This window comes from Bacillus sp. AFS088145 (genome assembly GCF_002564465.1).
Lineage (GTDB): Bacteria > Bacillota > Bacilli > Bacillales > Bacillaceae_G > Gottfriedia.
This window is the reverse complement of record NZ_NUUX01000013.1, coordinates 255,132-276,248: the sequence shown is the minus strand read 5'-3', so window position 1 is coordinate 276,248 and position 21,117 is coordinate 255,132. Positions and strand designations below refer to the sequence as shown.

At 33.1% G+C, this 21,117-nt stretch carries 22 protein-coding genes and 1 tRNA gene; 16 read left to right on the top strand and 7 right to left on the bottom strand.

Annotated features, from left to right (window positions below; translation table 11 throughout):
• Nucleotides 1-158: 158 nt before the first annotated feature.
• From COI44_RS09475 to COI44_RS09465, 3 genes are all read right to left on the bottom strand, one after another.
• Nucleotides 159-590 (bottom strand): GNAT family N-acetyltransferase, encoded by a 432-nt coding sequence (locus COI44_RS09475; protein ID WP_098427709.1) that lies wholly within the window; start codon nucleotides 588-590, stop codon nucleotides 159-161.
• The gene (locus tag COI44_RS09470; protein WP_098427708.1) at nucleotides 587-1,102 is read right to left on the bottom strand and encodes a YjcG family protein; all 516 of its coding nucleotides are present in this window, start codon (nucleotides 1,100-1,102) and stop codon (nucleotides 587-589) included. Before COI44_RS09470 ends, COI44_RS09475 begins: the two co-directional genes overlap by 4 nt.
• Before the next feature lie 113 nt (nucleotides 1,103-1,215).
• The gene (locus COI44_RS09465; RefSeq protein WP_098427707.1) at nucleotides 1,216-1,944 is read right to left on the bottom strand and encodes an alpha/beta hydrolase; all 729 of its coding nucleotides are present in this window, start codon (nucleotides 1,942-1,944) and stop codon (nucleotides 1,216-1,218) included.
• A 117-nt stretch (nucleotides 1,945-2,061) separates the two neighbouring features.
• Here COI44_RS09465 and COI44_RS09460 point away from each other — a divergent pair, with 117 nt between their 5' ends.
• The 6 genes from COI44_RS09460 (at nucleotide 2,062) to COI44_RS09435 (ending at nucleotide 7,127) form a co-directional block, all read left to right on the top strand.
• Nucleotides 2,062-2,976, top strand: coding sequence for a DMT family transporter (locus COI44_RS09460; RefSeq protein WP_098427706.1), 915 nt, complete (start codon nucleotides 2,062-2,064; stop codon nucleotides 2,974-2,976).
• 166 nt (nucleotides 2,977-3,142) lie between these two features.
• Nucleotides 3,143-4,459, top strand: coding sequence for a TrkH family potassium uptake protein (locus tag COI44_RS09455; protein ID WP_353616012.1), 1,317 nt, complete (start codon nucleotides 3,143-3,145; stop codon nucleotides 4,457-4,459).
• Nucleotides 4,460-4,473: 14 nt separating this feature from the next.
• Entirely contained in the window at nucleotides 4,474-5,130 is a 657-nt protein-coding gene (locus COI44_RS09450) for a potassium channel family protein (protein ID WP_098427704.1), read from the top strand.
• Between the two features lie 100 nt (nucleotides 5,131-5,230).
• Nucleotides 5,231-6,445 carry a DUF6944 family repetitive protein gene (locus tag COI44_RS09445; protein ID WP_098427703.1) on the top strand — a complete coding sequence of 405 codons (1,215 nt, stop codon included), beginning with the start codon at nucleotides 5,231-5,233 and terminating at the stop codon, nucleotides 6,443-6,445.
• Nucleotides 6,446-6,727: 282 nt separating this feature from the next.
• Nucleotides 6,728-6,922, top strand: coding sequence for a hypothetical protein (locus COI44_RS09440; protein WP_098427702.1), 195 nt, complete (start codon nucleotides 6,728-6,730; stop codon nucleotides 6,920-6,922).
• A 132-nt stretch (nucleotides 6,923-7,054) separates the two neighbouring features.
• A tRNA-Val gene (locus COI44_RS09435) sits at nucleotides 7,055-7,127 on the top strand.
• A gap of 133 nt (nucleotides 7,128-7,260) precedes the next feature.
• Here the strand turns inward: COI44_RS09435 and COI44_RS09430 are convergent.
• The 4 genes from COI44_RS09430 to COI44_RS09415 form a co-directional block, all read right to left on the bottom strand.
• Entirely contained in the window at nucleotides 7,261-7,680 is a 420-nt protein-coding gene (locus COI44_RS09430) for a site-specific integrase (protein ID WP_098427701.1), read from the bottom strand.
• Nucleotides 7,681-8,326: 646 nt separating this feature from the next.
• Nucleotides 8,327-8,506, bottom strand: coding sequence for a spore germination protein (locus COI44_RS09425; RefSeq protein ID WP_098427700.1), 180 nt, complete (start codon nucleotides 8,504-8,506; stop codon nucleotides 8,327-8,329).
• A 29-nt stretch (nucleotides 8,507-8,535) separates the two neighbouring features.
• Nucleotides 8,536-8,838 (bottom strand): spore germination protein, encoded by a 303-nt coding sequence (locus COI44_RS09420; RefSeq protein ID WP_098427699.1) that lies wholly within the window; start codon nucleotides 8,836-8,838, stop codon nucleotides 8,536-8,538.
• Nucleotides 8,839-9,467: 629 nt separating this feature from the next.
• Entirely contained in the window at nucleotides 9,468-10,364 is an 897-nt protein-coding gene (locus COI44_RS09415) for a LysR family transcriptional regulator (protein WP_098427698.1), read from the bottom strand.
• A 133-nt stretch (nucleotides 10,365-10,497) separates the two neighbouring features.
• Between COI44_RS09415 and COI44_RS09410 the strand changes: the two genes are divergently transcribed.
• From COI44_RS09410 to COI44_RS09365, 10 genes are all read left to right on the top strand, one after another.
• Nucleotides 10,498-11,481 (top strand): formylglycine-generating enzyme family protein, encoded by a 984-nt coding sequence (locus COI44_RS09410; protein WP_098427697.1) that lies wholly within the window; start codon nucleotides 10,498-10,500, stop codon nucleotides 11,479-11,481.
• A 132-nt stretch (nucleotides 11,482-11,613) separates the two neighbouring features.
• Nucleotides 11,614-13,734 (top strand): arylsulfatase, encoded by a 2,121-nt coding sequence (locus tag COI44_RS09405; protein WP_097976144.1) that lies wholly within the window; start codon nucleotides 11,614-11,616, stop codon nucleotides 13,732-13,734.
• 112 nt (nucleotides 13,735-13,846) lie between these two features.
• The gene (locus COI44_RS09400; protein WP_179887061.1) at nucleotides 13,847-14,401 is read left to right on the top strand and encodes an adenine nucleotide alpha hydrolase family protein; all 555 of its coding nucleotides are present in this window, start codon (nucleotides 13,847-13,849) and stop codon (nucleotides 14,399-14,401) included.
• A 215-nt stretch (nucleotides 14,402-14,616) separates the two neighbouring features.
• Nucleotides 14,617-15,795: an acyl-CoA dehydrogenase family protein gene (locus COI44_RS09395; RefSeq protein ID WP_098427695.1), complete on the top strand. Its 1,179-nt coding sequence runs from the start codon at nucleotides 14,617-14,619 to the stop codon at nucleotides 15,793-15,795.
• Nucleotides 15,796-15,888: 93 nt separating this feature from the next.
• Nucleotides 15,889-17,457 (top strand): long-chain-fatty-acid--CoA ligase, encoded by a 1,569-nt coding sequence (locus COI44_RS09390; protein ID WP_098427694.1) that lies wholly within the window; start codon nucleotides 15,889-15,891, stop codon nucleotides 17,455-17,457.
• 159 nt (nucleotides 17,458-17,616) lie between these two features.
• Nucleotides 17,617-17,802 (top strand): hypothetical protein, encoded by a 186-nt coding sequence (locus tag COI44_RS09385; RefSeq protein WP_098427693.1) that lies wholly within the window; start codon nucleotides 17,617-17,619, stop codon nucleotides 17,800-17,802.
• Between the two features lie 186 nt (nucleotides 17,803-17,988).
• Nucleotides 17,989-18,801 (top strand): SDR family NAD(P)-dependent oxidoreductase, encoded by an 813-nt coding sequence (locus COI44_RS09380; RefSeq protein WP_098427692.1) that lies wholly within the window; start codon nucleotides 17,989-17,991, stop codon nucleotides 18,799-18,801.
• Between the two features lie 155 nt (nucleotides 18,802-18,956).
• The gene (locus COI44_RS09375) at nucleotides 18,957-20,138 is read left to right on the top strand and encodes a lipid-transfer protein (protein WP_097976134.1); all 1,182 of its coding nucleotides are present in this window, start codon (nucleotides 18,957-18,959) and stop codon (nucleotides 20,136-20,138) included.
• Nucleotides 20,139-20,193: 55 nt separating this feature from the next.
• Nucleotides 20,194-20,649 carry an FAS1-like dehydratase domain-containing protein gene (locus COI44_RS09370; protein WP_097976132.1) on the top strand — a complete coding sequence of 152 codons (456 nt, stop codon included), beginning with the start codon at nucleotides 20,194-20,196 and terminating at the stop codon, nucleotides 20,647-20,649.
• A 20-nt stretch (nucleotides 20,650-20,669) separates the two neighbouring features.
• Complete coding sequence (locus COI44_RS09365) at nucleotides 20,670-21,077, top strand: MaoC/PaaZ C-terminal domain-containing protein (protein ID WP_097976130.1); 408 nt, start codon at nucleotides 20,670-20,672, stop codon at nucleotides 21,075-21,077.
• The last annotated feature ends 40 nt before the right edge of the window (nucleotides 21,078-21,117 follow it).

Genomic DNA, 21,117 nt, shown 5'->3' with positions numbered 1-21,117 from the left:
TGTACGAAAAGTTAATTTTAATGGGAAAAAAGTATCTTTTCATCTGTATCGAACTAAATACTTTAGTAAGACCGTTGTTTGTTACATAGTCTTGTGTATAGTTTTTTAAATCCCAATGAAAAAACTATGATTCAATTGAATCATAGTTTTAAGTGTGTTTAATTTAATTTTAGTTTCATTTCTGCATGTGGAATGCCAGCTTCAAAAAATATTTCGGAAGAGATTTTATAACCTAATTTTTCATAAAAAGGAATGGCGGATTCTTGTGCATGTAGGACTAATTGATTTAAGCCTTTTTCCTTTGAAGTTTTATGAATTAGGTACATAATTTCATTTCCAATTTTTTTTCCTCGATAGCTACTTAAAACGCAGATTCGCTGAACTTTTCCAGTCGATTCGATTAATCTAAGTCGACCTGCAGCAATCGGTTGTTCTCCGTCGTATGATACAAAATGTATACATTCTTCGTCAAGGCCATCAAACTCTAATTCTCTTGAAATTTGTTGTTCCTCTACAAAAACTTCTACTCGTACTTTAAGAGCGTCTTGTATACTTGCGTCTGTTGCTGCTACTATAGTGCGAATGCTCATTTTTTTGCTCCTAATTTAAATGTTTCATACACTTCCCAAGCACCGTTTTCTAATTGGTAAACTAATTTAAAGTTATCTACTACTTCATTGTAACTAAATTGAATCATGCGTAACTGGCCTAGAATATCAGCAAATTCAGCATCTTGTAATTGCTGACCAATTGTAATATGCGGTACGAATGCATAATCTTTTATTTCTGGGAAAGTGCCAGTGTGCATTTTTTCATGAAGCTCTTTTAATGCTTCAACAGGTGTAACTTTTAAATAAATGACATTATTAACTGGTGCAAAAGAACTTACCTTATTAATTTCCAATTCAAATGGTTCAATTTGACTCGCAATTTCATTTAATTGTGAAATAATATTTGGAAGTTGATCTTCACTTAATTCGAATCCACTTCTTACTGTTACATGAGGAGAGATTAACGTATAAGCTGGATCAAAACGTTTTCTATACTCATTAGCCTTATCTTGAACTAAATTAGATGGGAAAATAACAACGCCACATTTCATAAAAATTACCTCCTGTTTACAATACTTTATATTTTAATTTGAAAAAATTAACGAAAGAAAAATAACTAATTTTAATTATACCAAATTTTTTGAAAATCGCTAAGTTTCACGAATTATTTTGCTAAACTAATTTTTAATACCTCTTCAAGTTGCTTTTCCCAGTTTGTCCAAGTATGGTCCCCTTCATATTCTGCATAATGTAATTCTACAGGGAAGTTAGATAAAATATCTTTTAATTGTAGTCCACCTTTGACAAAATTAACCCATTGCTTACTTGGTGTAAAAACATTATCTTCTTGTTTTCCAACAGTTTGAACAATAGAAAGAATTGAATTTAATTTTGTATTCTCTAAAAATTCTAGAACATCATCGTTCACAAATGGGGATTGCATAATGACTTGTCCAAATGTATTAGGATAGGTAAATGCAGCTTGTAATGAAACAGTACCACCTAATGAATCGCCGATTAATGTTCTGCTATGGGCTAATCCAAGTAAAGGTAAATGATCATCTAAATATGGAAGTAATTCTTCAGCTAAAAAACGAATATAATTTTTTTGTCCCACTTGAGAAGGGTGGTATAGCTTAAAGCGCTCCTCTGGTGAAGAATATGGTATTCCTACAATGATTGTAGGTTGAATTGAACCTTCTTTTGTTAATTTTTCAATGACTCGATGAACTTTTCCTAAATTAAAATAGTCTTGTCCATCTTGAGCAATTAATAAGTGATGTTTTATTAACGGGGTGTACATGCTTGAATAGTATATTGTAAATGTAATTTCTTTTTTAATGTGTTCACTATATAGTGTATGTTCTTCTCTAGTACCATTTGTTTGAATCATAAAATGTCTCCTCTTCTTTTCCCTAGGATGATATAATTAGATGTTACTTCATACAAAAAATTTAGAAAAGTAAAATGTATTAAACGCTTACAAAAATAAGTCGAAAAGAGGTGAAACATGAGTAAAAAACAACCTAATGCAATGATGTCTTTATTAATTTTGTCCATTATTGCGATTTCAACTTCAGCTATATTAGCTAAATGGACGAAAGCTTCTCCATCTGTTTTAAGCATGTATCGCCTCTGGTTTACATGTATATGGATGCTACCGTTTGTATTGAAGCGAAAAAATGAGTTAAAAGCTTTAAAAAAATCGCATTATAAATCATTCGCTTTAGGTGGATTAATGTTAGCTGTCCATTTTATTTTATGGTATGGTTCATTAGTTTTCACTTCAGTGGCGAGCTCAACTATTATATTAGCTCTTCAGCCATTAGTAGCAATGATTCTTGGATTCTTTGTATTTAAAGAGCGAACGTCTATGCAATCTAAAATATGTATGGTTATCGCGATTATTGGTGTATGTCTAATAGGATTCGGTGATATCGGCTTAAGTATGTCAGCGTTTAAAGGTGATATTCTTTCGTTTTTAAGTGTAATTGCTGCAGTACTCTATTTAATGGTTGGACAAACAACCGTAAAAAATACATCTCATTGGGTGTATAGTTTCTGGGTATTCGCATTTTCAGCAGCATTTTTAACAATCTATAATATTGTAACGATGGATAATTTCTTTGATTACCAATCAAAAGATTGGATCATATTTATTGCATCTGCCATTATTCCTTCATTAGCACATATCATAAATAACTATTTATTAAATTACGTAAATGCTACGACAATATCAATGAGTATACTAGGGGAACCAGTTGGTGCATCTATTTTAGCAGTTTTCCTTCTTCACGAAATGTTATCATCATTTCAGCTAATTGGAGGCACAATCGTAATTGTGAGTGTATTCTTGTACTTATATCAACAACAAAAAGAAGTTACATCAATTCAAGTCAAAACAGATAATTCTTCATCAGCTTAGATCAACTAATTAATATAAAAATTATTTCAAAAGGCTTTCAAATCTTTCCTATGGTTTGAAAGTTTTTTTGTTTTTTAACTAAAAATAGGTAGAATAGATAATAGCTATTAGAAAAATATTCCATAAACTTTTATCCAGCAAAATAAAGGAGAAAAAAGAGCTACCTATGAAAAAGAAGAAGAAAAAAGCCAAAAATCCTCTCCATTACATATTTATTTCTTATATCATCATTACATTTATATTTTCATTCTTATACTATCTTCCATTTACGCGAATTTCGAATATAAGTTATATAGATAGTTTATTTGTTTCAACGAGTGCGATCAGTGTAACTGGGTTAACAACTGTAAACTTAGTTGAAACCTTTAATGTGTGGGGAAAAATACTATTAATGATCCAAATGGAAATTGGGGCAATCGGAATTGTTGTATTTATTAGTTATGGTTTTATGATACTCGGCATTCAAATTACGATTTCGAATCTACTAGTCGTATCAAAGGATCAAAATCAAAGTAGCATTAAATCAATAAAAAGATTAAGTTTGTCAGTTTTATATACATCATTATTTTTTCAATTTATCGGTGGACTCTTTTTTTATAGTCAATTTAGAGAGAAATATGATACTGCATTAGAAACATTATTAGTTACTGCTTTCCATTCAATTGCAAGTTTTACAAACACGGGTTTTGATTTATTTGGGAATAGTTTAATTTCATTTCAAAAAAATAATTTAGTTTTAATTGTAACAGCCGCGTTAATTTTTATCGGTGGATTAGGATATCCGACTATTATGGAGTACATCTATAAATACAACAAGAAAAAATCATTATTTACAAGGATTAATATGCGACTGCATTTTTCGTTTATGATTCTTGGAACAATTGTATTTTGGCTTTTAGAAAGAGGCCACGCGTTTAAACATTTAAATTTTTTTGATCAACTAACAAATTCATTTTTTTTATCAGTGACGAGTCGAAATGGTGGATATGCACCTCTTGATATTGCAGAACTAACATTGCCTGCAATCTTAATCCTTTTAGTGCTGATGTATATCGGTGGAGCTTCATCGAGTGCAGCAGGCGGGATTCGGTTAACCACAGTTTCGGTTTTAGCCGCAAAAATGTTTTCAGTCATTAAGTCACAGGACGATACAATTATTTTTAGAACAAGTGTAAAGAAAGAGGTTGTTGACCGTGCATTTGTTATTGCGATGAGCTTTATCATATTAATCACCGTTGCAACGATCATGATTTCGATTTTTGAACCGTTTCAGTTAGATTTAATTTTACTAGAGGCCATTTCGGCAATAACAAATACCGGATTATCTTTAGGGATTACAACAAATATTCATAGTGAGTCAAAAATAATATTAATCTTACTAATGTTTATCGGAAGAATTGGGATCTTCACACTGATTTATTTCGTACTCCGTGTAGATAATCAGAAATTAAAATATGTTGAAAAAGATTTAGCAGTTGGGTAAGGAGGAGAGTATAAATGCCAAAGCAATATTTGGTAATAGGTGCCGGACGTTTTGGGCGAGGAATTGTAAAAGAGTTTGATCGATTAGGTCACGAAGTTGTTGTTTGTGATAAAGATAAAAAGACATTAGAGCAATTAGAAGAGTACACAGAATATGCAGTAATTGGTGATTTGCGTGAAGAGTCTATTCTTGAAGACTTAAATGTGAGTCAATTTGATGCAGTATTTGTAGCGATTGGAACGGATTCTTTAGCCTCTATCTTAATTACGAATAGATTGAAAGAGAGAAAAGTAAAAAGAATTATTTGTAAAGCAAATAATCGTGAAGTTGGTGGGATTTTAGAAAGTATTGGAGCGGATTTAGTAATCTATCCAGAAGAAGAAGCTGGACATAAAGCAGCACGTATGGAAGCGATGAGTGGCATAATCGAATACATTGAAATTACAAAGAACGTTGCAGGTGTTGAAACGGTCATCCCTGCGAAATTGGTTGGCAAAACATTAAGAGAAATGAGTTTTTCAATGAAATATGGCATAACGGTTGTTCTAATCATCCGTGACGGTGAGCCAATGGTATCGCAAATTGGAGACGTAGTTTTTCAAAGTGGGGATTTAATTTTTATAGTAGGAGAAAAATCAAAAATAGAATTGTTTAAGAAGAAAGTTGGATAAATATAATTAGGGCTCAATCACAATTACCTATTTGGAACGTTTAAACGTTATAGTTGAATATACTAATCCTAAATGACTAATCAAGGATTGGTGTTTTATAATGAGCCAAGTTATGGAAGTTATTGGGGCATGGGTGAATGCAATCGGAACACTCAGTTCAGCAATTAGTAGTACACCCATGAGAGGATTAAAAGGAGAAAACCGAAAAAGTTGGGAAGATTTAAGTTTTCATCTAGATTTCGGTGGAAATACCTTTCAAGCGATTGGTAATATAATAGAAGCTTTTTTAGGCGAACCTAGTGTAATAGAAGATGCAGGTGAAATTATCCAAGCTTCAGGTAATGTCACTGTATTATTTAGTTTATTAGCTGCAGAAGCAGAGGAAGAAAAAGAAGAAGGAGAAAAAGATGCAGATCGAGCGATAAAGTTAAATATGACTGGGAATGCCCAACAAGCTTTTGGAGGATTAATCGCAGCCCTAGAAGAAGTTAGTTCAGAGGATTTTGATGTATCTGGTTTTATGGGGAACTTTTTACAAGCGATTGGAAATACATTACAAGTATTAGCTGGTTTGGTAGAGCTAGAAATAGAGGATTTAAAAGACTATTTAGAAGAAACTGGGCAAGTAGAACAACCTAGCGATTTATCAGATGGAGTCATATTTGACGTACTTCAAGAATCTCATGGCAGTGCGCCTGTACTGGAGTCTAGTGACCTTTCAGATGGAATTATTTTCAATGAAGTACAAGAATATACTGGAAGATTGCCAGAGGATGATACCGTTGAACTTACAAATGAAATTGAACATCATAATGAAAAAATATCAGAACTATCAAGTGAATCTTCTAATGAAGAAATATTGAATGAAATAGAATATCTTTTTGGTAGAATACCAGATTACGAACCGATTGAAATACAAGACGAACCGATTCCAAGTCAACAGGATGGATCAATTTCTAGTGAACAAGGCTTGCCTAGTGATCTGTCAGATGGGGTGATTTTTGATGTACTCCAACAATATGACGAAGAAACTGAAACAAATCCATTAGTGAAGGAATACGAGGAATTAGCATTACTATTAAAATATAGTGGAAGTTGGATTCAAGCTGGCGGTTCAATCGTATCCGTTTACTCTGAACAAAAAGAGTTATTTAAGTCGAATGCTGAACAAAAAGAGCAAGAGAAAAAGGCACTAGAAGTGAATAAAAACCCTAGAAGAAGAAATAGAAAGAAAAAATCGGTGGAAAATAAGATCGAATCAAATCAAGAGAAAAGCAAAACTTCGGAATATACAGAGATAAAGAAAAAGAGCTAACAAAAATAAGATATAGTGTGGATGTTAGTTCTAGATACATAGATTGTAGAAAAAAGCATGTCATTTAATGAGTTTAAAATAATCTTGTGGAAATAGTAAGAGTGTTAATATTATTTAGTGGTGATTGCACATTTTACAAAGGCAACAAAATACTCAACCGTAAACGATTTCAGAATTTTTGTTTACATAATAGGCAAACAGGAAAATATTAATAGTAAAGGGAGTTACCTTCACCATTTTTGGTTAAGGAATATTAATATTTAATTTTTGGAGTGATGGCCTATGAAAAGTAAAATGATTAAAATCGTTAAAAACTATAAAGTTCAGACATTTGTGTTTGGGGTGGGTGTTTTACTTTTGTTCTTAACAATTGTGGTTGGTAGTATTCTTTTAAGCAATGTACCAAGAGACAAAGATTTAAGATGGAAAGATTTAATGCATACAATTAACGAAATAGAAGCAAAGTCGAATAGATGAGCATTTTTCAAGATTGAAAACTACATTCTAGTGGACTTATATTAAAATTTTTTTGTTAAATATTGGTTGAAGAGTGTTAGACAAAACAGTATAATAGACTTAATTAGAGAGAAGTGTCTCTCCATATATTACGATTCCATAGCTCAGCTGGGAGAGCACTACCTTGACAGGGTAGGGGTCGCTGGTTCAAGTCCAGTTGGGATCATACAATTAAGGAAGTTCAAACCTAAGTGTATCAAGGGTTTGGGCTTTTTCTTTGTGTTCAATTATTTCCATTTTTTGTAATGAATATTATTCATTGCACAAAAACTGCACAGAAACTTCACGTACATATTAATTTAAACCAAATTTTTCATCAAATCGATTAGCTGAATTTTCTGCATTTCCTCATTTGAATGTGAGTAAATACCAAGTGTTGTTTCAACTCTTGAGTGACCCAATCTCTCACTCACAATTTTAGGATTCTCACCCATTCTCATTAAAATTGTGGCATGAGTGTGGCGCAAATTATGAAAAGGAATAACAGGCACATTAGCTTTTCGAATGAGCTGTTTAAATTTACGAATTAAATTTCTAGGCTCCAAGTAATTTCCGTTCATTGCACAAACAACTAAATCAAGATCTTTAAAGTTTTTTATATTTGACTTCAACTGATACTGAAAGGATTTATGCTTTTTTAATGAAGTAATTACACTTTCTGGTATAAAGATCTCACGGAGTGAATGATCCGTTTTGAGTTCTTTTACATGAAGTCCCATATTTTTCGATCGTACAAGGCTTTCTTCAACATAAATTGCACCTTTTACAAGGTCTTACATTGCGCCATCTTAGAGCTGAAATTTCACCGCGTCGCATTCTAGTAAATATCCTGAACTTTACTTATTACCGAATTTATTTAAACTATTTACTAAAAATCGAATTCAATTAATGTTGCTTTTATAATAACTATCCTTGTACAATTAAATGTTTTCAAAATATAAAAGATAGCATCTGGATCGAGCATATTTATATTTATGAAAATAGAAATGATATGAAAAAATACATTAATTTGATCAATTTTAAACATAATGTTTCGTTTCTCAAAAAATAGTTGAATAAGATATAAATTTAGAAAATTATCCTAGTCGTATCAAAGTATGCTTTAATTCCGAATCCGACAACTAACCTCGTCAGCATATAAAGAAGGGGTTTACTTTAGTGTTTTTTTGATATGTATTTTTTTAAACTGCAAGTACAGTTTATGTAGTGACGTTCGTTTGGAATTTTAAACTTATGAGGCAAAATGAGGGGGATTATTTATGAATTTAAACTTAAAAAATATTAAATTCCGTGTGCGAAATAGTGTAATTCAATAGCCGTTCAAAAAGGATCTTTTATTAAGATCCTTTTTTTGAAAACTATTAATTATTCTTTATCGTCATGTGGATACTTGTGTTCACTGTTAATCAATTTCTTTAAGTCTCCACGATAAAAAACATCTTTAAACTCTTGCGGTCGAAACGGAATGATTGGCGCTAAGTACGGAACACCAACCGAGCGTAAGAGAGCCATATATAGTATCAACAAGAGGAATCCGATTCCCATCGCTGTTAAACCAAAGAAATTCCCTATGATTAAAAATATGAAACAATTTCAACTGAAGAAGCTCGAATATGTCTTGAGGCTAAGTTGTCGATAAATGGTCCGGAATCGTTTTTTTTGATATTCTGAAATAAAAATAACGGGGTAATGATAAAGTCCCGAATCACATCAGCATTCACGAGATCATCAAGGTAGAGGAGTGCTACGTCAAATGACTCGGTTTCACCGATACGAATCGTTCGAACAATTAACTCCGCTGTATGATGTAATTGTTCTTTAATTATTTCAATGTTTTTATGAAAACTATTTGTAATATCAGCATGTACATTATTCAAATTCTATTCACCTCTAAGCATTCAATGTTAATAATTACCAATATTTAGTATGTGCTAAGATGATTTAAACATTCACAATTAAGGTAAGGGATTATACTTATGTAAAATAGGGATTACATATTTCCATTAACATTTGATAGGATTCCATATTGAACTAATATGGAAGAACGAAATAAACTTCCATTCAACGCGGAGAATCTGTGGTTCATGGATTGCTAACTCATGCGTTAGTTACATTACTCGTGGGAGGTTGATCTTTCAATTAACTCCTGTTTCACTATTTTGCAGTATATTTTCAATAAGAAATGAAATAATTTACTGTTGGGCAAGGAAGGCATGTACAATTTTAGATTTAAAATAATAATAGATTGAAAGTTGGATGTTCATATACATAAGTAGAGTTAATAGGATTTTCAACGCATGATCTTGCTTCTTATAAAAAACAAGCTCTGTAGTGTTTAAAGAAATTGTATTTTAAAATAGAAATAAGCAGCGACTCAATTAGAGCGCTGCTTATTTTTAATTACTATTGTTCAGTTGAAGCAATGTTATCCAGACAAATTGTTTGTTTTTCGAAATTATTATTAAATTGTAACAAGAATGAATAATATTGAAAACCTAGTTTTTATTTAAGTGAGATTTTGTTTAAAGGCTTTAATAAATTGTTTACTATGTTCGGATAATTTTTTGCTTCTCAATCGAACTATTCCAACGCAAAAGCGTAATGAACGAGGAAACACAAATGGAATTGTAATAATACTACCATTTTGAATACTGCTTATTTTGTTCAAAAATAAATTCATTGTGATAATAATACCCAATCCCTCTAATAGTGCTTCAGAAATAACATTCACGTTGTTTGTTGTAAATAATATATTCATTTCAGGAACATAGTTAATAAGTTCATTTGCATACCCCGCCAAAATAGGATCCTCCGTAAGAATCAAAGATTGATTAGCAAGGTCCTCAACTTGTACTTTTTCTAAATAGGCAAGTGGAGAATTTTTACTGGCACATATTACTGTGCCACCTTCGAGAATCGTTTCAAATTCCAATTCGGGATTAGAAGCTACCATTTCGTCGGTAAATATTGTAATACCGAAATCAATCTTATCCGTTTTAATGTCGGACAAAATAGAATTAGGTTTTTTTTCAAAAACTTCTACTTCGCTATTGGGATAGTTTTTTTTAAATGTAACAAGCGTACTAGGGATAATTAACATTGCGTTAGGACTGACAGATAATGTTAAATTGACTTTTTCTGGATAAAGCTTCTGATATGCAAAAATGGAAATATCGTTGAATTTAAGAATAATTTCCTGCGCTTTACTTACAATAAACTTTCCATCTTCTGTAAGCTCAACACCCAATCTTGAACGAGTAAAAATTTTTATTTGAAGTTCCATTTCTAGATTGGTTATGGCTTTACTAATTGCTGACCGGGAAAGATGAAGATTCTCAGCTGCTCTAATTAATGATTTTGTTTTTGCAACCTCAATTAAGTACTCCATTTGTAATAGATTCATTTTGCCCTCCTTTTTGATTTGTAGAAAAAAATTCAACCAAGCTTCACTAATTAACACTTTAAATTAACTTAAAGAGAAAGTATATTAAATTCAAAGATGTTTGAAAATTTAAAATATAAAATGAGTGATATGAATGGAATTAGAAAAAAAATCAGGATGTTGTTCTCCAAGTAAACAAAAATCAAATGTGTCTCAATACTCAGGGTCAAGTGTTGTTAAAAGATGTAATAAAGATTTCGACAAAAATGCAATTTACATTCCAGGTGGTGCATTTTTAATGGGAACCAATGATCCTGAAGGGTACAAGGAAGATGGTGAAGGACCAGTACGTAAAGTAAAGGTTAATCCTTTCTACATAGACGCTTGTACTGTAACTAATTCTCAGTTTGAAGAATTTATATCTGATACAGGTTACAATACTGAGGCAGAAATTTACGGCTGGTCATTTGTTTTTCATTCGCTAGTGTCATATGAAACTCGAAAAAAGGTTACTCAATTTGTTCAACAAACTCCTTGGTGGCTAGTTGTTGATGGAGCGAACTGGAGACATCCTGAAGGACCGGATTCAACATTTGAAGATAGATATGATCATCCAGTAGTTCATGTATCATGGAATGATGCTATAGCATATTGCAACTGGGCTGGGAAAAGACTTCCCACCGAAGCAGAATGGGAATTTGCTGCTCGGGGAGGTTTAGTACAGAAAAAATATGCTTGGGGTGACAAATTACATCCGAATGGTCAACATTATGCAAATATTTGGCAGGGGAAATTCCCAAATGAAAATCACGAATTAGATGGTTATAAAGGAACTGCCCCAGCTCGTTCATTTCCACCTAATAATTATGGCCTATATAATGTTTCCGGAAATGTCTGGGAATGGTGTTCTGATTGGTTCAGTCCAACCTATCATGTATATGACACAAAAGAAAATCCCAAAGGTATACCAAACGGAACATCAAAGGTAATACGTGGAGGCTCTTATCTTTGTCACGAATCTTACTGTAATCGTTATCGAGTAGCTGCCCGTAGTTCCAATACACCTGACAGTTCTACAGGAAATATGGGATTTCGTTGTGCTATGGATGCGAAATTAATCACTCGTAAGGAATTTTAATAGTGTTTTTTGACTTCATTTAATGAGTGTTCAATACAAATGCAATTGAAAGTAATTGACAAGATTTAAGATGCTTAATGAAAGCTAGATTAACAGATTAATTATTTTTACATTTAAAGGAGACCATAAAAAATGAAAAACAATATTGTATACATAGTACTTGATGATATGGGTTTTTCTGACCTTGGATGCTATGGTTCGGAAATTAAGACGCCTAATATTGATCGTTTAGCACAAAATGGATTGAGTTATAATAATTTCCATGTTACGCCTCTTTGTTCTCCGACGAGAGCAAGTTTATTGACTGGACGAAATCATCATTCTGTAGGTATGGGGCTTCTAGCAAATTTCGATTTAGGTCCTGATGTTCCTAACTCCCGCGGTAAAATTAGCTCTTCAGCAGGAACAATAGCGGAAATTCTAAAGGAAAATGATTATAGTACCTATGCTGTAGGAAAATGGCATTTAGCACCAATATATGAAGAAACACCGGCTGGTCCTTTTCATAACTGGCCGTTAGGAAAAGGTTTTGAACGGTATTACGGATTTTTAGATGCTTGTGCAGATCAATATACACCTACTTTAGTTTACGATAATCATAATGTGGAGCCTCCAAAAAGGCCCGACTATCATCTTTCTGAGGATCTTGTTGATCATGGAATACAATTTCTTTCTGATCACGCTTCAATTTTCCCAGAAAAACCATTCTTTATGTATCTTGCATTTGGCGCGCAGCATTATCCTCATCAAGTCTCACAAAGTTATATTGATATGTACAAAGGAAAATATTCAAAAGGATGGGATCAAATACGAGAAGAAAGATTGGAACGTCAAAAATTATTAGGAATCGTACCACAAGATACAGTGCTTGCGGAACGTAATCCTGGTGTGAAGGAATGGGATAAACTTAGATCTGAAGAAAAACGTCTCTTCGAAAGATTTCAAGAAACATATGCAGGATTCCTAACTCACACAGATGAACAGATAGGTAGATTCATTGAGTTTCTCGAAACTATTGGACAATTAGACAATACGATGATCGTATTTCTATCTGATAATGGGGCTAGTCAGGAGGGGGAATTTGATGGGTTTTTGGAACCAAATTCTTTTTATAGCGGAATTTCACCGACGGCTGAAAAAATGTTCGATCACATCGATGAAATTGGTGGACCAAATACACAGGCAAACTATCCTCGTGGCTGGGCTCAGGCAAGCAATACACCGTTTAAGTACTATAAACAAACAACATTTGACGGAGGAATTCATGTTCCATTGATTTATCATTTCCCAAATCGAATCAAGGATATTGGAACTGTTCGTAATCAGTTCCATCATGTCATTGATATCACTCCGACAATTTTAGACTTGGCTGGAATAAGTGCACCTAAAGAAATGAAAGGAGTTAAACAAATGCCGTTGCATGGAAAGAGCATGCAGTATACATTTGATGATCAGAAAGTTCAAACGATCCGTGAAACTCAATACTTCCTTATGGCAGCACAGCGAGCGATTTGGCATGACGGCTGGAAGGCGACTTCTTTTCATACGAAAGGAACACCTTTTGAAGATGATCGATGGGAATTGTATAACACGATTGAAGATTTTTCTCAAACAAATAATTTAGCTGAAAAGTTTCCAGAGAAACTGAATGAATTAAAGGAGATCTGGTTTGGCGAAGCTGAAAAATATAATGCACTCCCAATGATTGATAAAACAGTTGAATTATTTTCTTATGTTTTTCCTGATGATAAAGTAAGATATCGAACAGAGTTTACTTACTATCCAAAAATGGGCCATACTCATGCAATGCCATCTATACTTAATCGATCCTATAAAATTACAGTACCGATAGATTGTCCGAGTAAAGACAGTAAGGGTGTATTGATTGCGCACGGAAATCAATACAGCGGATATACAATGTATATTCAAAATAACCGTTTATACTATGAGTATAATAATGTGGAGACTGTCTATATCATTGAATCTAATCAAGAAATACCGGTTGGAAAATCAACCGTACGTTTTGAATTTTCGAAAACAAGTCAATTTCAAGGAAAAGGAAGCCTATTTATCGATGATCACCATGTTGGAGAGGTTGATATGCCAAGGACCTTACCATTTATAATTTCAATGGATGGATTAACTGTTGGAAGAGATGCATATTTACCTGTAAGCAAAAACTATGCAGAAATAGGAGACTTCGCGTTTACAGGGAAAATTCAAAAAATCGACTTTGTTTTGCAAAATGATTAGGTTGAAATAAAAGGAAAAGATAGCTAGTCCATACTTTCTTGACTCAATTGAAATGAAAGATTTAATTGGAATACTAAAATTCTTTATTCAAGTGAAGTAGAGGAGGATGAAAATGAGAAAAGTTCTTATTTTAGTTGAAACAAAAACTGAAAAATTACTTAAAATTTCCTTAGAAGTTTTAGCAGCCGCAAAAAAGATAAGTGATTATTGTGAATTGAATGTAATTGGATTTGATCGTAACTTACCTCAATTTGCAAAATTATTAGCAAAGCATGGTGCTAATAAATTGTATTTATTGAAGAATAAAAAGCTAAACATCTATAAGGTAAATAACTACACACAAGCTTTTCTACAAGTTTGTGATTCTGTTCAACCAGATATAATTCTTGTTCCTAATACAGTAATAGGGGTAGATTTAGCGTTACAAATCGAAATGAACAAAGAAGTAGAGCTTGTTACAAATGTGACTGATATTAATTTTAGTGAAGGTGATTTATATTTTACTAGATCTACAACTTTATCTCTTCTACATGAGTTAAAAAAAGTTGAGTGTGGAATTCCATTAGTAGTTGTGCATAAAGATAGTTTTTCTCCTAAAGAAGTAGGAGGAACAGTTGAAATTGTTGATTTTGCCGTCAACATTAAGGATTTACAACTAACAATTTAATATTTTTCTTTATTTTAAGCTAAATATAATTAGAAGTTTTTGTGTATTAAAAAATAGACATCATTTAGAGACATGAAATACTTATTTTGTTAAAAAAGGAAGACAACTCTTAGAAGTTTCCAACGAAGAATTCAATATTTGATAGTTTCTATAATTGGCATACTTCTTGATTTATAGCTAAATATAGCTTGGAATTTTTTTTAGGAGGGGACATTATGGCTAAAGTATTATCAGAAAGTAAGAATTCATCAAGAAGTTTTTTGAATGAGGAGCACCATATTTTTAGACAAGCATTCGCGAAATTTTTAGAAAAAGAAGCAATCCCTTTTGTAGATCTGTGGGAAGAAAATCATCTTGTACCTCTATCATTTTGGAGAAAAGCAGGAGAAAATGGTTTTTTATGTCCTTGGGTAGATGAAAAATACGGTGGCTTGAATGCGGATTTTGGCTACAGTATCGTAATGGCTGAAGAGTTGATTAAAATTGGACTTGGGGCTTCAACTGCAATAGGTCTTCATAATGATATTGTTATGCCATATATTCAAAGTTACGGGAATGAAGAGCAGAAGAAACGATGGTTACCAGGTGCTGTTACCGGCGAATACATGTCTTCAGTTGCAATGACAGAGCCAGGTACAGGTTCAGACCTTTCAGCTATTAAGACAACAGCTGTACGAAAAGGTGATCACTTTGTGATTAATGGAGAAAAAACATTCATTTCAAGTGGGATATTAACAAATCTTATTGTTGTAGCAGTTAAGACAGACCCTAAGGCAGTACCTGGTCATAAAGGGATTAGTCTAATTGTTGTAGAGGAAGGTACCCCTGGATTTAAAAGAGGAAAAAAATTAAATAAGGTTGGTTTACATTCTCAAGATACCGCAGAACTTATTTTCGAAGATGCCATAGTTCCAGTAGAAAATCTTCTAGGGGAAGAGAATAAAGGATTTTATTATTTAATGGAAAAACTTCAGCAGGAAAGATTGATGTGCTCGATAACTGCTGTATACAGTTCTAAACGAATTCTAGATATTACGATGGACTATGTAAAAGAACGTAAAGTATTTGGCAAACCAGTTGGATCATTCCAAAATACACAATTTAAACTTGCAGAGCTTGCAACTGAAATTACGATTGGAAAGACTTTTCTAGATGATTTAATTGTAAAACATATTGCAAAAGAGAATGTTGTTACTGAAGTATCCATGGCAAAATGGTGGACGACAGCATTAGCAAAGAAAGCAGCTTCTGAATGTCTACAATTGCACGGAGGATATGGTTTTATGGAAGAATATGAGATAGCTAGATGGTATAGAGATGTAGCAGTTTTACCTATATTTGCAGGGACAAATGAAATAATGAAGGTAATTATTGCCGACAACATGGGATTATAAGTTAGAAATTATTTAAAATCTTTTTGAAACTGTTTGAATCAAATTACTACTGTTCATTTTTATTTAACAAATAAAATAAAAGGAGAAGTATAAATGATTATTACAAAAGCGCTAATACGTTCTTCAATCATTTGGCCAAATAAGCTTGCGATTTTAGATGATGATTATCAATTCACGTATAAACAGTTAGCAAATCGGACAGCAAAATTAAAAAATTGGTTAAAAAAGAACAATGTTAAAAAAGGTGATCGTGTCGGTGTATTAATGCTCAATGATTTCCGATACATAGAGCTATTCTATGCTTGTACTGCGATTGGAGCGATTATTGTTCCATTAAATTATCGTTTATCTCCAGAGGAACTAAAATTTACTTTAAATGATTCAGGAGCTTTACTACTCTTTATTCATAAAGAATTCGAAAAAGTAGTACCTTTTTTACAAATAAATACTCCTTCAATCGAACAATATATTTTGGCAGATGAGGAAATGAAGGATTCAGAATTGCTCTCCTATGAAAATATTATTAAAAATGAACCAGATACGGAACTTGAATATGATGTAACTGATGAGAATAATGTTGCAGGGTTGTTCTATACAGGTGGTACAACAGGCCGTTCAAAGGGGGTTATGCTGACTCATCGTAATATGGTTAGTAATTTTTACCAAACTATTCAGTTTACCGGTTTAGATCATACTTCAACCTATTTACATAGTGCCCCTATGTTTCACTTAGCAGATGCTACCTTTATGATTAATGCAATAATGGTAGGATGCACTCATACTTTTTTAAGAATGTTTACACCTAAATTATTTATAGATAAGGTCCAAAAAAATAACGTGACGGATAGTGTACTTGTGCCAACGATGCTAAATATGGTAGTAAATGATCCTGATTTTAATAGGGAGCATTTAAAATCTTTAAAGAAGATATTATATGGAGCTTCTCCAATGCCTTTTGAACTATTGAAAAAAATTCAACACTCCTTTCCAAAATTACAATTTGAACAGGCATATGGAATGACCGAAGCTTCACCATGTTTAACTTATTTAACTGCAGAAGATCATATAACAGATGGTACTGAGCAGAGTGAAAGAAGGCTCAAATCAGCTGGTCGAGTTGTTTTTGGAGTTGATTTACGAGTTGTTGATGAACATGGAGTAGATGTAAAACCAGGTGAAACGGGCGAGATTATCGCTCGTGGTCAAAATATTATGAAGGGTTATTGGAATCTACCAGTTGAAACAACAGAGTCATTAAAAGATGGATGGTACCATTCTGGAGATATGGCAACTATAGATGAAGATAATTATATTTATATCGTCGATCGAAAAAAGGACATGATTATTACTGGCGGAGAAAATGTCTATTCAAATGAAGTAGAAAATGTGCTTTATAAACATCAAGATGTAATCGAAGCGTCTGTAATTGGTGTTCCAGATGAGAGATGGGGCGAAGCTGTTTTGGCAGTAGTTGTCAAAGAACCTAAAAGTAGCATTACAGAAAACGAATTAATTCAGTTTACAAAAAACTATTTAGCTAATTATAAAGTACCTAAATCAATATTATTTACTGATGAAATCCCTAAAACAGCGGCTGGAAAAATATTAAAACGTAATTTACGTGAGCAATTTTGGAAAGATACTACGAGACAAGTAAACTAATTGATTAATTGAAAACATAGATGAGGGTTGTTTAAATAGAAAACGTACTGGAAACAAAAACAATTAAAATTGATCGTTAGCTCTATTCTTAAAAATGTTGAACTCTATGGAATGTCAAATACTTTAGGTAGAGAAAAATTAGTTTTGGGGATGAAACATATGAAAAAGAAATTACCAAAATACATTCTTGAACAATTAAGTTTCCCAGTTTTCGTATCACCAATGTTTCTAATATCAAATCCAGAAACAGTTATTGAAAGCTGTAAAGTAGGCGTCATTGGTTCTTTTCCAGCATTAAACGCTCGAACAACAGCTGAATTAGAACAATGGATGAAGCGTATTTAAGTAAGGAATATCAAGAAGCTTTAAGAACGATTCTTCATTTAAATAACAAGAATCCTATTTCTATAGAGGAATTTTGATGTTTAATTAAATAAATATATGACAAATACAATTGTATTGATGTAAGAACACATTTACCACATAAAAGTTGAAATAGATTTTTAATAATTATTTTTTAGGAGGAAAATCATGAGTAAATTTTTAAAAAACCAAGTTGCAATTATTACAGGTTCAGGTCGAGGAATTGGACGAGAAGTAGCGTTACTATTTGCTGAACAAGGAGCAAAAGTAGTCGTTTCAGATAAGGATCTAACTCCAGCTGAAGAAGTTGCAGCAATTATTCGTGAAAATGGAGGAGAAGCAGCTGTCTATTGTGGTGATATTACAGCGAAAGAATTTGCAACGAATATTGTTGCTGCTGCTATTAATAATTTTGGTAAATTGGATATATTAGTGAACAATGCTGGATATACATCAGATGGATTAATTCATAAAATGACTGACGATCAATTCCAGGCGATGCTGGATATTCATTTGATTGCACCATTTCGTCTAATTCGCGCAGCAGCACCATATATGAGAGACGTGGCTAAAAAGGAAATGGAACAAGGTATCATTAATCATCGAAAGATTGTTAATGTATCTTCAGTTGCATCAACTGGAAATGTAGGACAAGCAAATTATTCATCAGCAAAGGCAGGAATTATTGGTCTAACAAAAACTGTTGCAAAGGAATGGGGACAATTTAATATTAATGCGAACTCAGTTGCTTATGGATTCATTGATACACGCCTTACTCGTCCAAAAGAAGAAGGGGAAGTTGTTGATGGAGTAACAGTCGGTATTCCAGATAAAGTGCGTAATATGTTTATACAAACAATTCCACAAAAACGTATTGGATCAGCTCGCGAAGCTGCAGAAGCTATTTTTTACCTTGCATCACCACTATCAAACTATGTAAATGGTCAACTCGTTCATGTTAACGGTGGATTATATACTTGATTTTAGTTAATTGTTATTCAAGCTAATAGATTAGTAGTAATTAGTTTATGTTTATTTGACTGAATATTTCTAATTAACAATAAATTTTAAAGGTACACAATTTGTGTCTTTCATTAATGAATAGAATGTCAAATGACTAAAAAGGGGGATATACATTGAGTAAGAACGTAAAAGTAATCGGCGTAGATATGGTCAAATTTGTTAAGCCTGGAAAACAAGAGCCTTATGAATTGATGGCTTCAAAGGCAATTAGTGGAGCAATAAAGGATGCAGGGATTGATTTTAAAGAAATTAAACAGGCATTTGCAAGTTATGTTTATGGAGATAGTACATCTGGTCAAGCTGCTCTTTATAAAGTAGGTATGACTGGTATTCCAGTCATTAATGTAAATAATAACTGCTCGTCTGGATCAACAGCATTATTTTTAGCTCGTCAAGCAGTTGCTTCTGGAGTAGTGGACTGTGCACTTGCTTTTGGTTTTGAAGAAATGAAGCCAGGCGCATTAGGAAATGTATGGGGAGACCGTACAAATCCGTTACAAACATTTTTGGAACGTTTAGATGAATTAGAACCTGGTGCTGTTGGAAATACTGGTCCAGCAAGAATTTTTGGTGCAGCTGGAACAGCATATGTGCAAAAATATGGAGCAAATCCAGATATTTTTGCAAAAGTTGCTGTTAAGACTAGAAATCATGCAATTAATAATCCGTATTCAATGTTTCATACACCTTTAACGGTTGAAGAAGTAATGAACTCACCAGTGATTCATCCACCTTATTTAACAAGATTTATGGCCTGTCCTCCATCTTGTGGAGCAGCCGCAGTTATCGTTTGTAGTGAAGAATTTGCTAGAAAGCAAGGGAAACAAGATGCAGTTGAAATCGTCGCTCAAGCAATGGCTACTGACACATTAAAATCATTTGAGGATGAACTTCAAATCGTTGGAGCTGATATGACACGTAGAGCTGCTAACGAGGTATATGAAAAATCAGGAATTGGACCTGGGGATGTCGATGTAGTTGAATTACACGATTGTTTTACTCCAAACGAAGTCATTACTTATGAAGGTTTAAAGCTTTGTGGTGAAGGGGAAGCAGAAACGTTTATCAATAACGGTGATAATACGTATGGTGGTAAATATGTCGTAAATCCATCAGGAGGATTAATGTCAAAAGGCCATCCACTTGGAGCAACAGGTTTGGCACAAAGTACGGAGTTAGTATGGCAATTACGTGGTCAAGCAGATAAGAGGCAAGTCGATAATGCTAGAGTCGCATTGCAACATAACCTAGGGCTTGGGGGAGCTGTAGTCGTAACAATGTATAAGAAAGCATAAAACAAAATAAAGTAATTGTAATTTGAAGAAGATTTTATAAAATGAGGTGATTATTTTGACAAAGGTTAAAGAATTAGTAGGAATGGATTTAAGTACATTTAGCTTCGGGGTGGAGAAAGGAAAGATCCTTGAATTGGTCAATGCGATTGGGGATGATAATCCAATTTTCCGAAGTTTAGATGTGGCACAAAATGCTGGATATGACGGGATTCCTGTACCGCTTACATATTTACAGGTAATCGAATCATTTGGGAATGAAGCTGGATTTGAAGAACAAATTGCTAAATTAAAATTTAATCCAGTAAAAATTTTACATGGTGAACAAGAATATGAATATTTTGGTGAAATATATGCGGGAGACCAACTAACAGTTACAGGTAAAGTTGTTCATGCAGAAACTAAAATTGGAACTTCAGGTGGAATGGATTTTGTAACGATGGAAAACCAATTTAAAAATCAAAGAGGAGAGCTAGTTGCCATTTCAAGGGCTAAATTAGTTCATCGACATTAAATACAAAGGAGGTAAAGAAAATGTTTTTTGAAGATCTATATGAAGGATACACTTTTGAAACGGTAAATAAAGCTCCGATTTCACGTGTTCAATTAGTAAAGTTTGCAGGAGCTTCAGGGGACTTTAACCCACTTCATACTGTTGAAGAAGTAGGAAAGCAAGCAGGAACTGGAATTATTGCCCACGGTATGTTAGTCATGGGTATGACTTCACAAGGAATAACAACTTGGATTCCAAGAAAATATGTGAATAAAGTGTCTGTTCGTTTTCGGAAAATGACATTTCCTGGTGAAGAAATTCAAGTGTTTGGAAAAATCATTGAAAAAAAAGAGAATAATAGGGTAATAGGAGAAGTACTTGCGACGAATTCAGTAGGCGAGGTAAAAGTTTCTGGTATTTTTGAAGCAACGCTCCCTTCTAGAGATTAGTAGCAAGATTTAATAAAATACTGATTGTATTGTCAATCAG

What these genes read in the sequence shown, in the direction of transcription:
- COI44_RS09460 (WP_098427706.1), top strand. Translation starts at nt 2,062, where the DNA reads ATGAGTAAAAAACAACCTAATGCAATGATGTCTTTATTAATTTTGTCC.
- COI44_RS09385 (WP_098427693.1), top strand. Translation starts at nt 17,617, where the DNA reads ATGAAAAAGAAATTACCAAAATACATTCTTGAACAATTAAGTTTCCCA.
- COI44_RS09390 (WP_098427694.1), top strand. Translation starts at nt 15,889, where the DNA reads ATGATTATTACAAAAGCGCTAATACGTTCTTCAATCATTTGGCCAAAT.
- COI44_RS09425 (WP_098427700.1), bottom strand. Translation starts at nt 8,506, where the DNA reads ATGGGAATCGGATTCCTCTTGTTGATACTATATATGGCTCTCTTACGC.
- COI44_RS09380 (WP_098427692.1), top strand. Translation starts at nt 17,989, where the DNA reads ATGAGTAAATTTTTAAAAAACCAAGTTGCAATTATTACAGGTTCAGGT.
- COI44_RS09450 (WP_098427704.1), top strand. Translation starts at nt 4,474, where the DNA reads ATGCCAAAGCAATATTTGGTAATAGGTGCCGGACGTTTTGGGCGAGGA.
- COI44_RS09395 (WP_098427695.1), top strand. Translation starts at nt 14,617, where the DNA reads ATGGCTAAAGTATTATCAGAAAGTAAGAATTCATCAAGAAGTTTTTTG.
- COI44_RS09475 (WP_098427709.1), bottom strand. Translation starts at nt 590, where the DNA reads ATGAGCATTCGCACTATAGTAGCAGCAACAGACGCAAGTATACAAGAC.
- COI44_RS09465 (WP_098427707.1), bottom strand. Translation starts at nt 1,944, where the DNA reads ATGATTCAAACAAATGGTACTAGAGAAGAACATACACTATATAGTGAA.
- COI44_RS09440 (WP_098427702.1), top strand. Translation starts at nt 6,728, where the DNA reads ATGAAAAGTAAAATGATTAAAATCGTTAAAAACTATAAAGTTCAGACA.
- COI44_RS09455 (WP_353616012.1), top strand. Translation starts at nt 3,143, where the DNA reads ATGAAAAAGAAGAAGAAAAAAGCCAAAAATCCTCTCCATTACATATTT.
- COI44_RS09410 (WP_098427697.1), top strand. Translation starts at nt 10,498, where the DNA reads ATGGAATTAGAAAAAAAATCAGGATGTTGTTCTCCAAGTAAACAAAAA.
- COI44_RS09415 (WP_098427698.1), bottom strand. Translation starts at nt 10,364, where the DNA reads ATGAATCTATTACAAATGGAGTACTTAATTGAGGTTGCAAAAACAAAA.
- COI44_RS09430 (WP_098427701.1), bottom strand. Translation starts at nt 7,680, where the DNA reads ATGGGACTTCATGTAAAAGAACTCAAAACGGATCATTCACTCCGTGAG.
- COI44_RS09445 (WP_098427703.1), top strand. Translation starts at nt 5,231, where the DNA reads ATGAGCCAAGTTATGGAAGTTATTGGGGCATGGGTGAATGCAATCGGA.
- COI44_RS09365 (WP_097976130.1), top strand. Translation starts at nt 20,670, where the DNA reads ATGTTTTTTGAAGATCTATATGAAGGATACACTTTTGAAACGGTAAAT.
- COI44_RS09470 (WP_098427708.1), bottom strand. Translation starts at nt 1,102, where the DNA reads ATGAAATGTGGCGTTGTTATTTTCCCATCTAATTTAGTTCAAGATAAG.
- COI44_RS09405 (WP_097976144.1), top strand. Translation starts at nt 11,614, where the DNA reads ATGAAAAACAATATTGTATACATAGTACTTGATGATATGGGTTTTTCT.
- COI44_RS09400 (WP_179887061.1), top strand. Translation starts at nt 13,847, where the DNA reads ATGAGAAAAGTTCTTATTTTAGTTGAAACAAAAACTGAAAAATTACTT.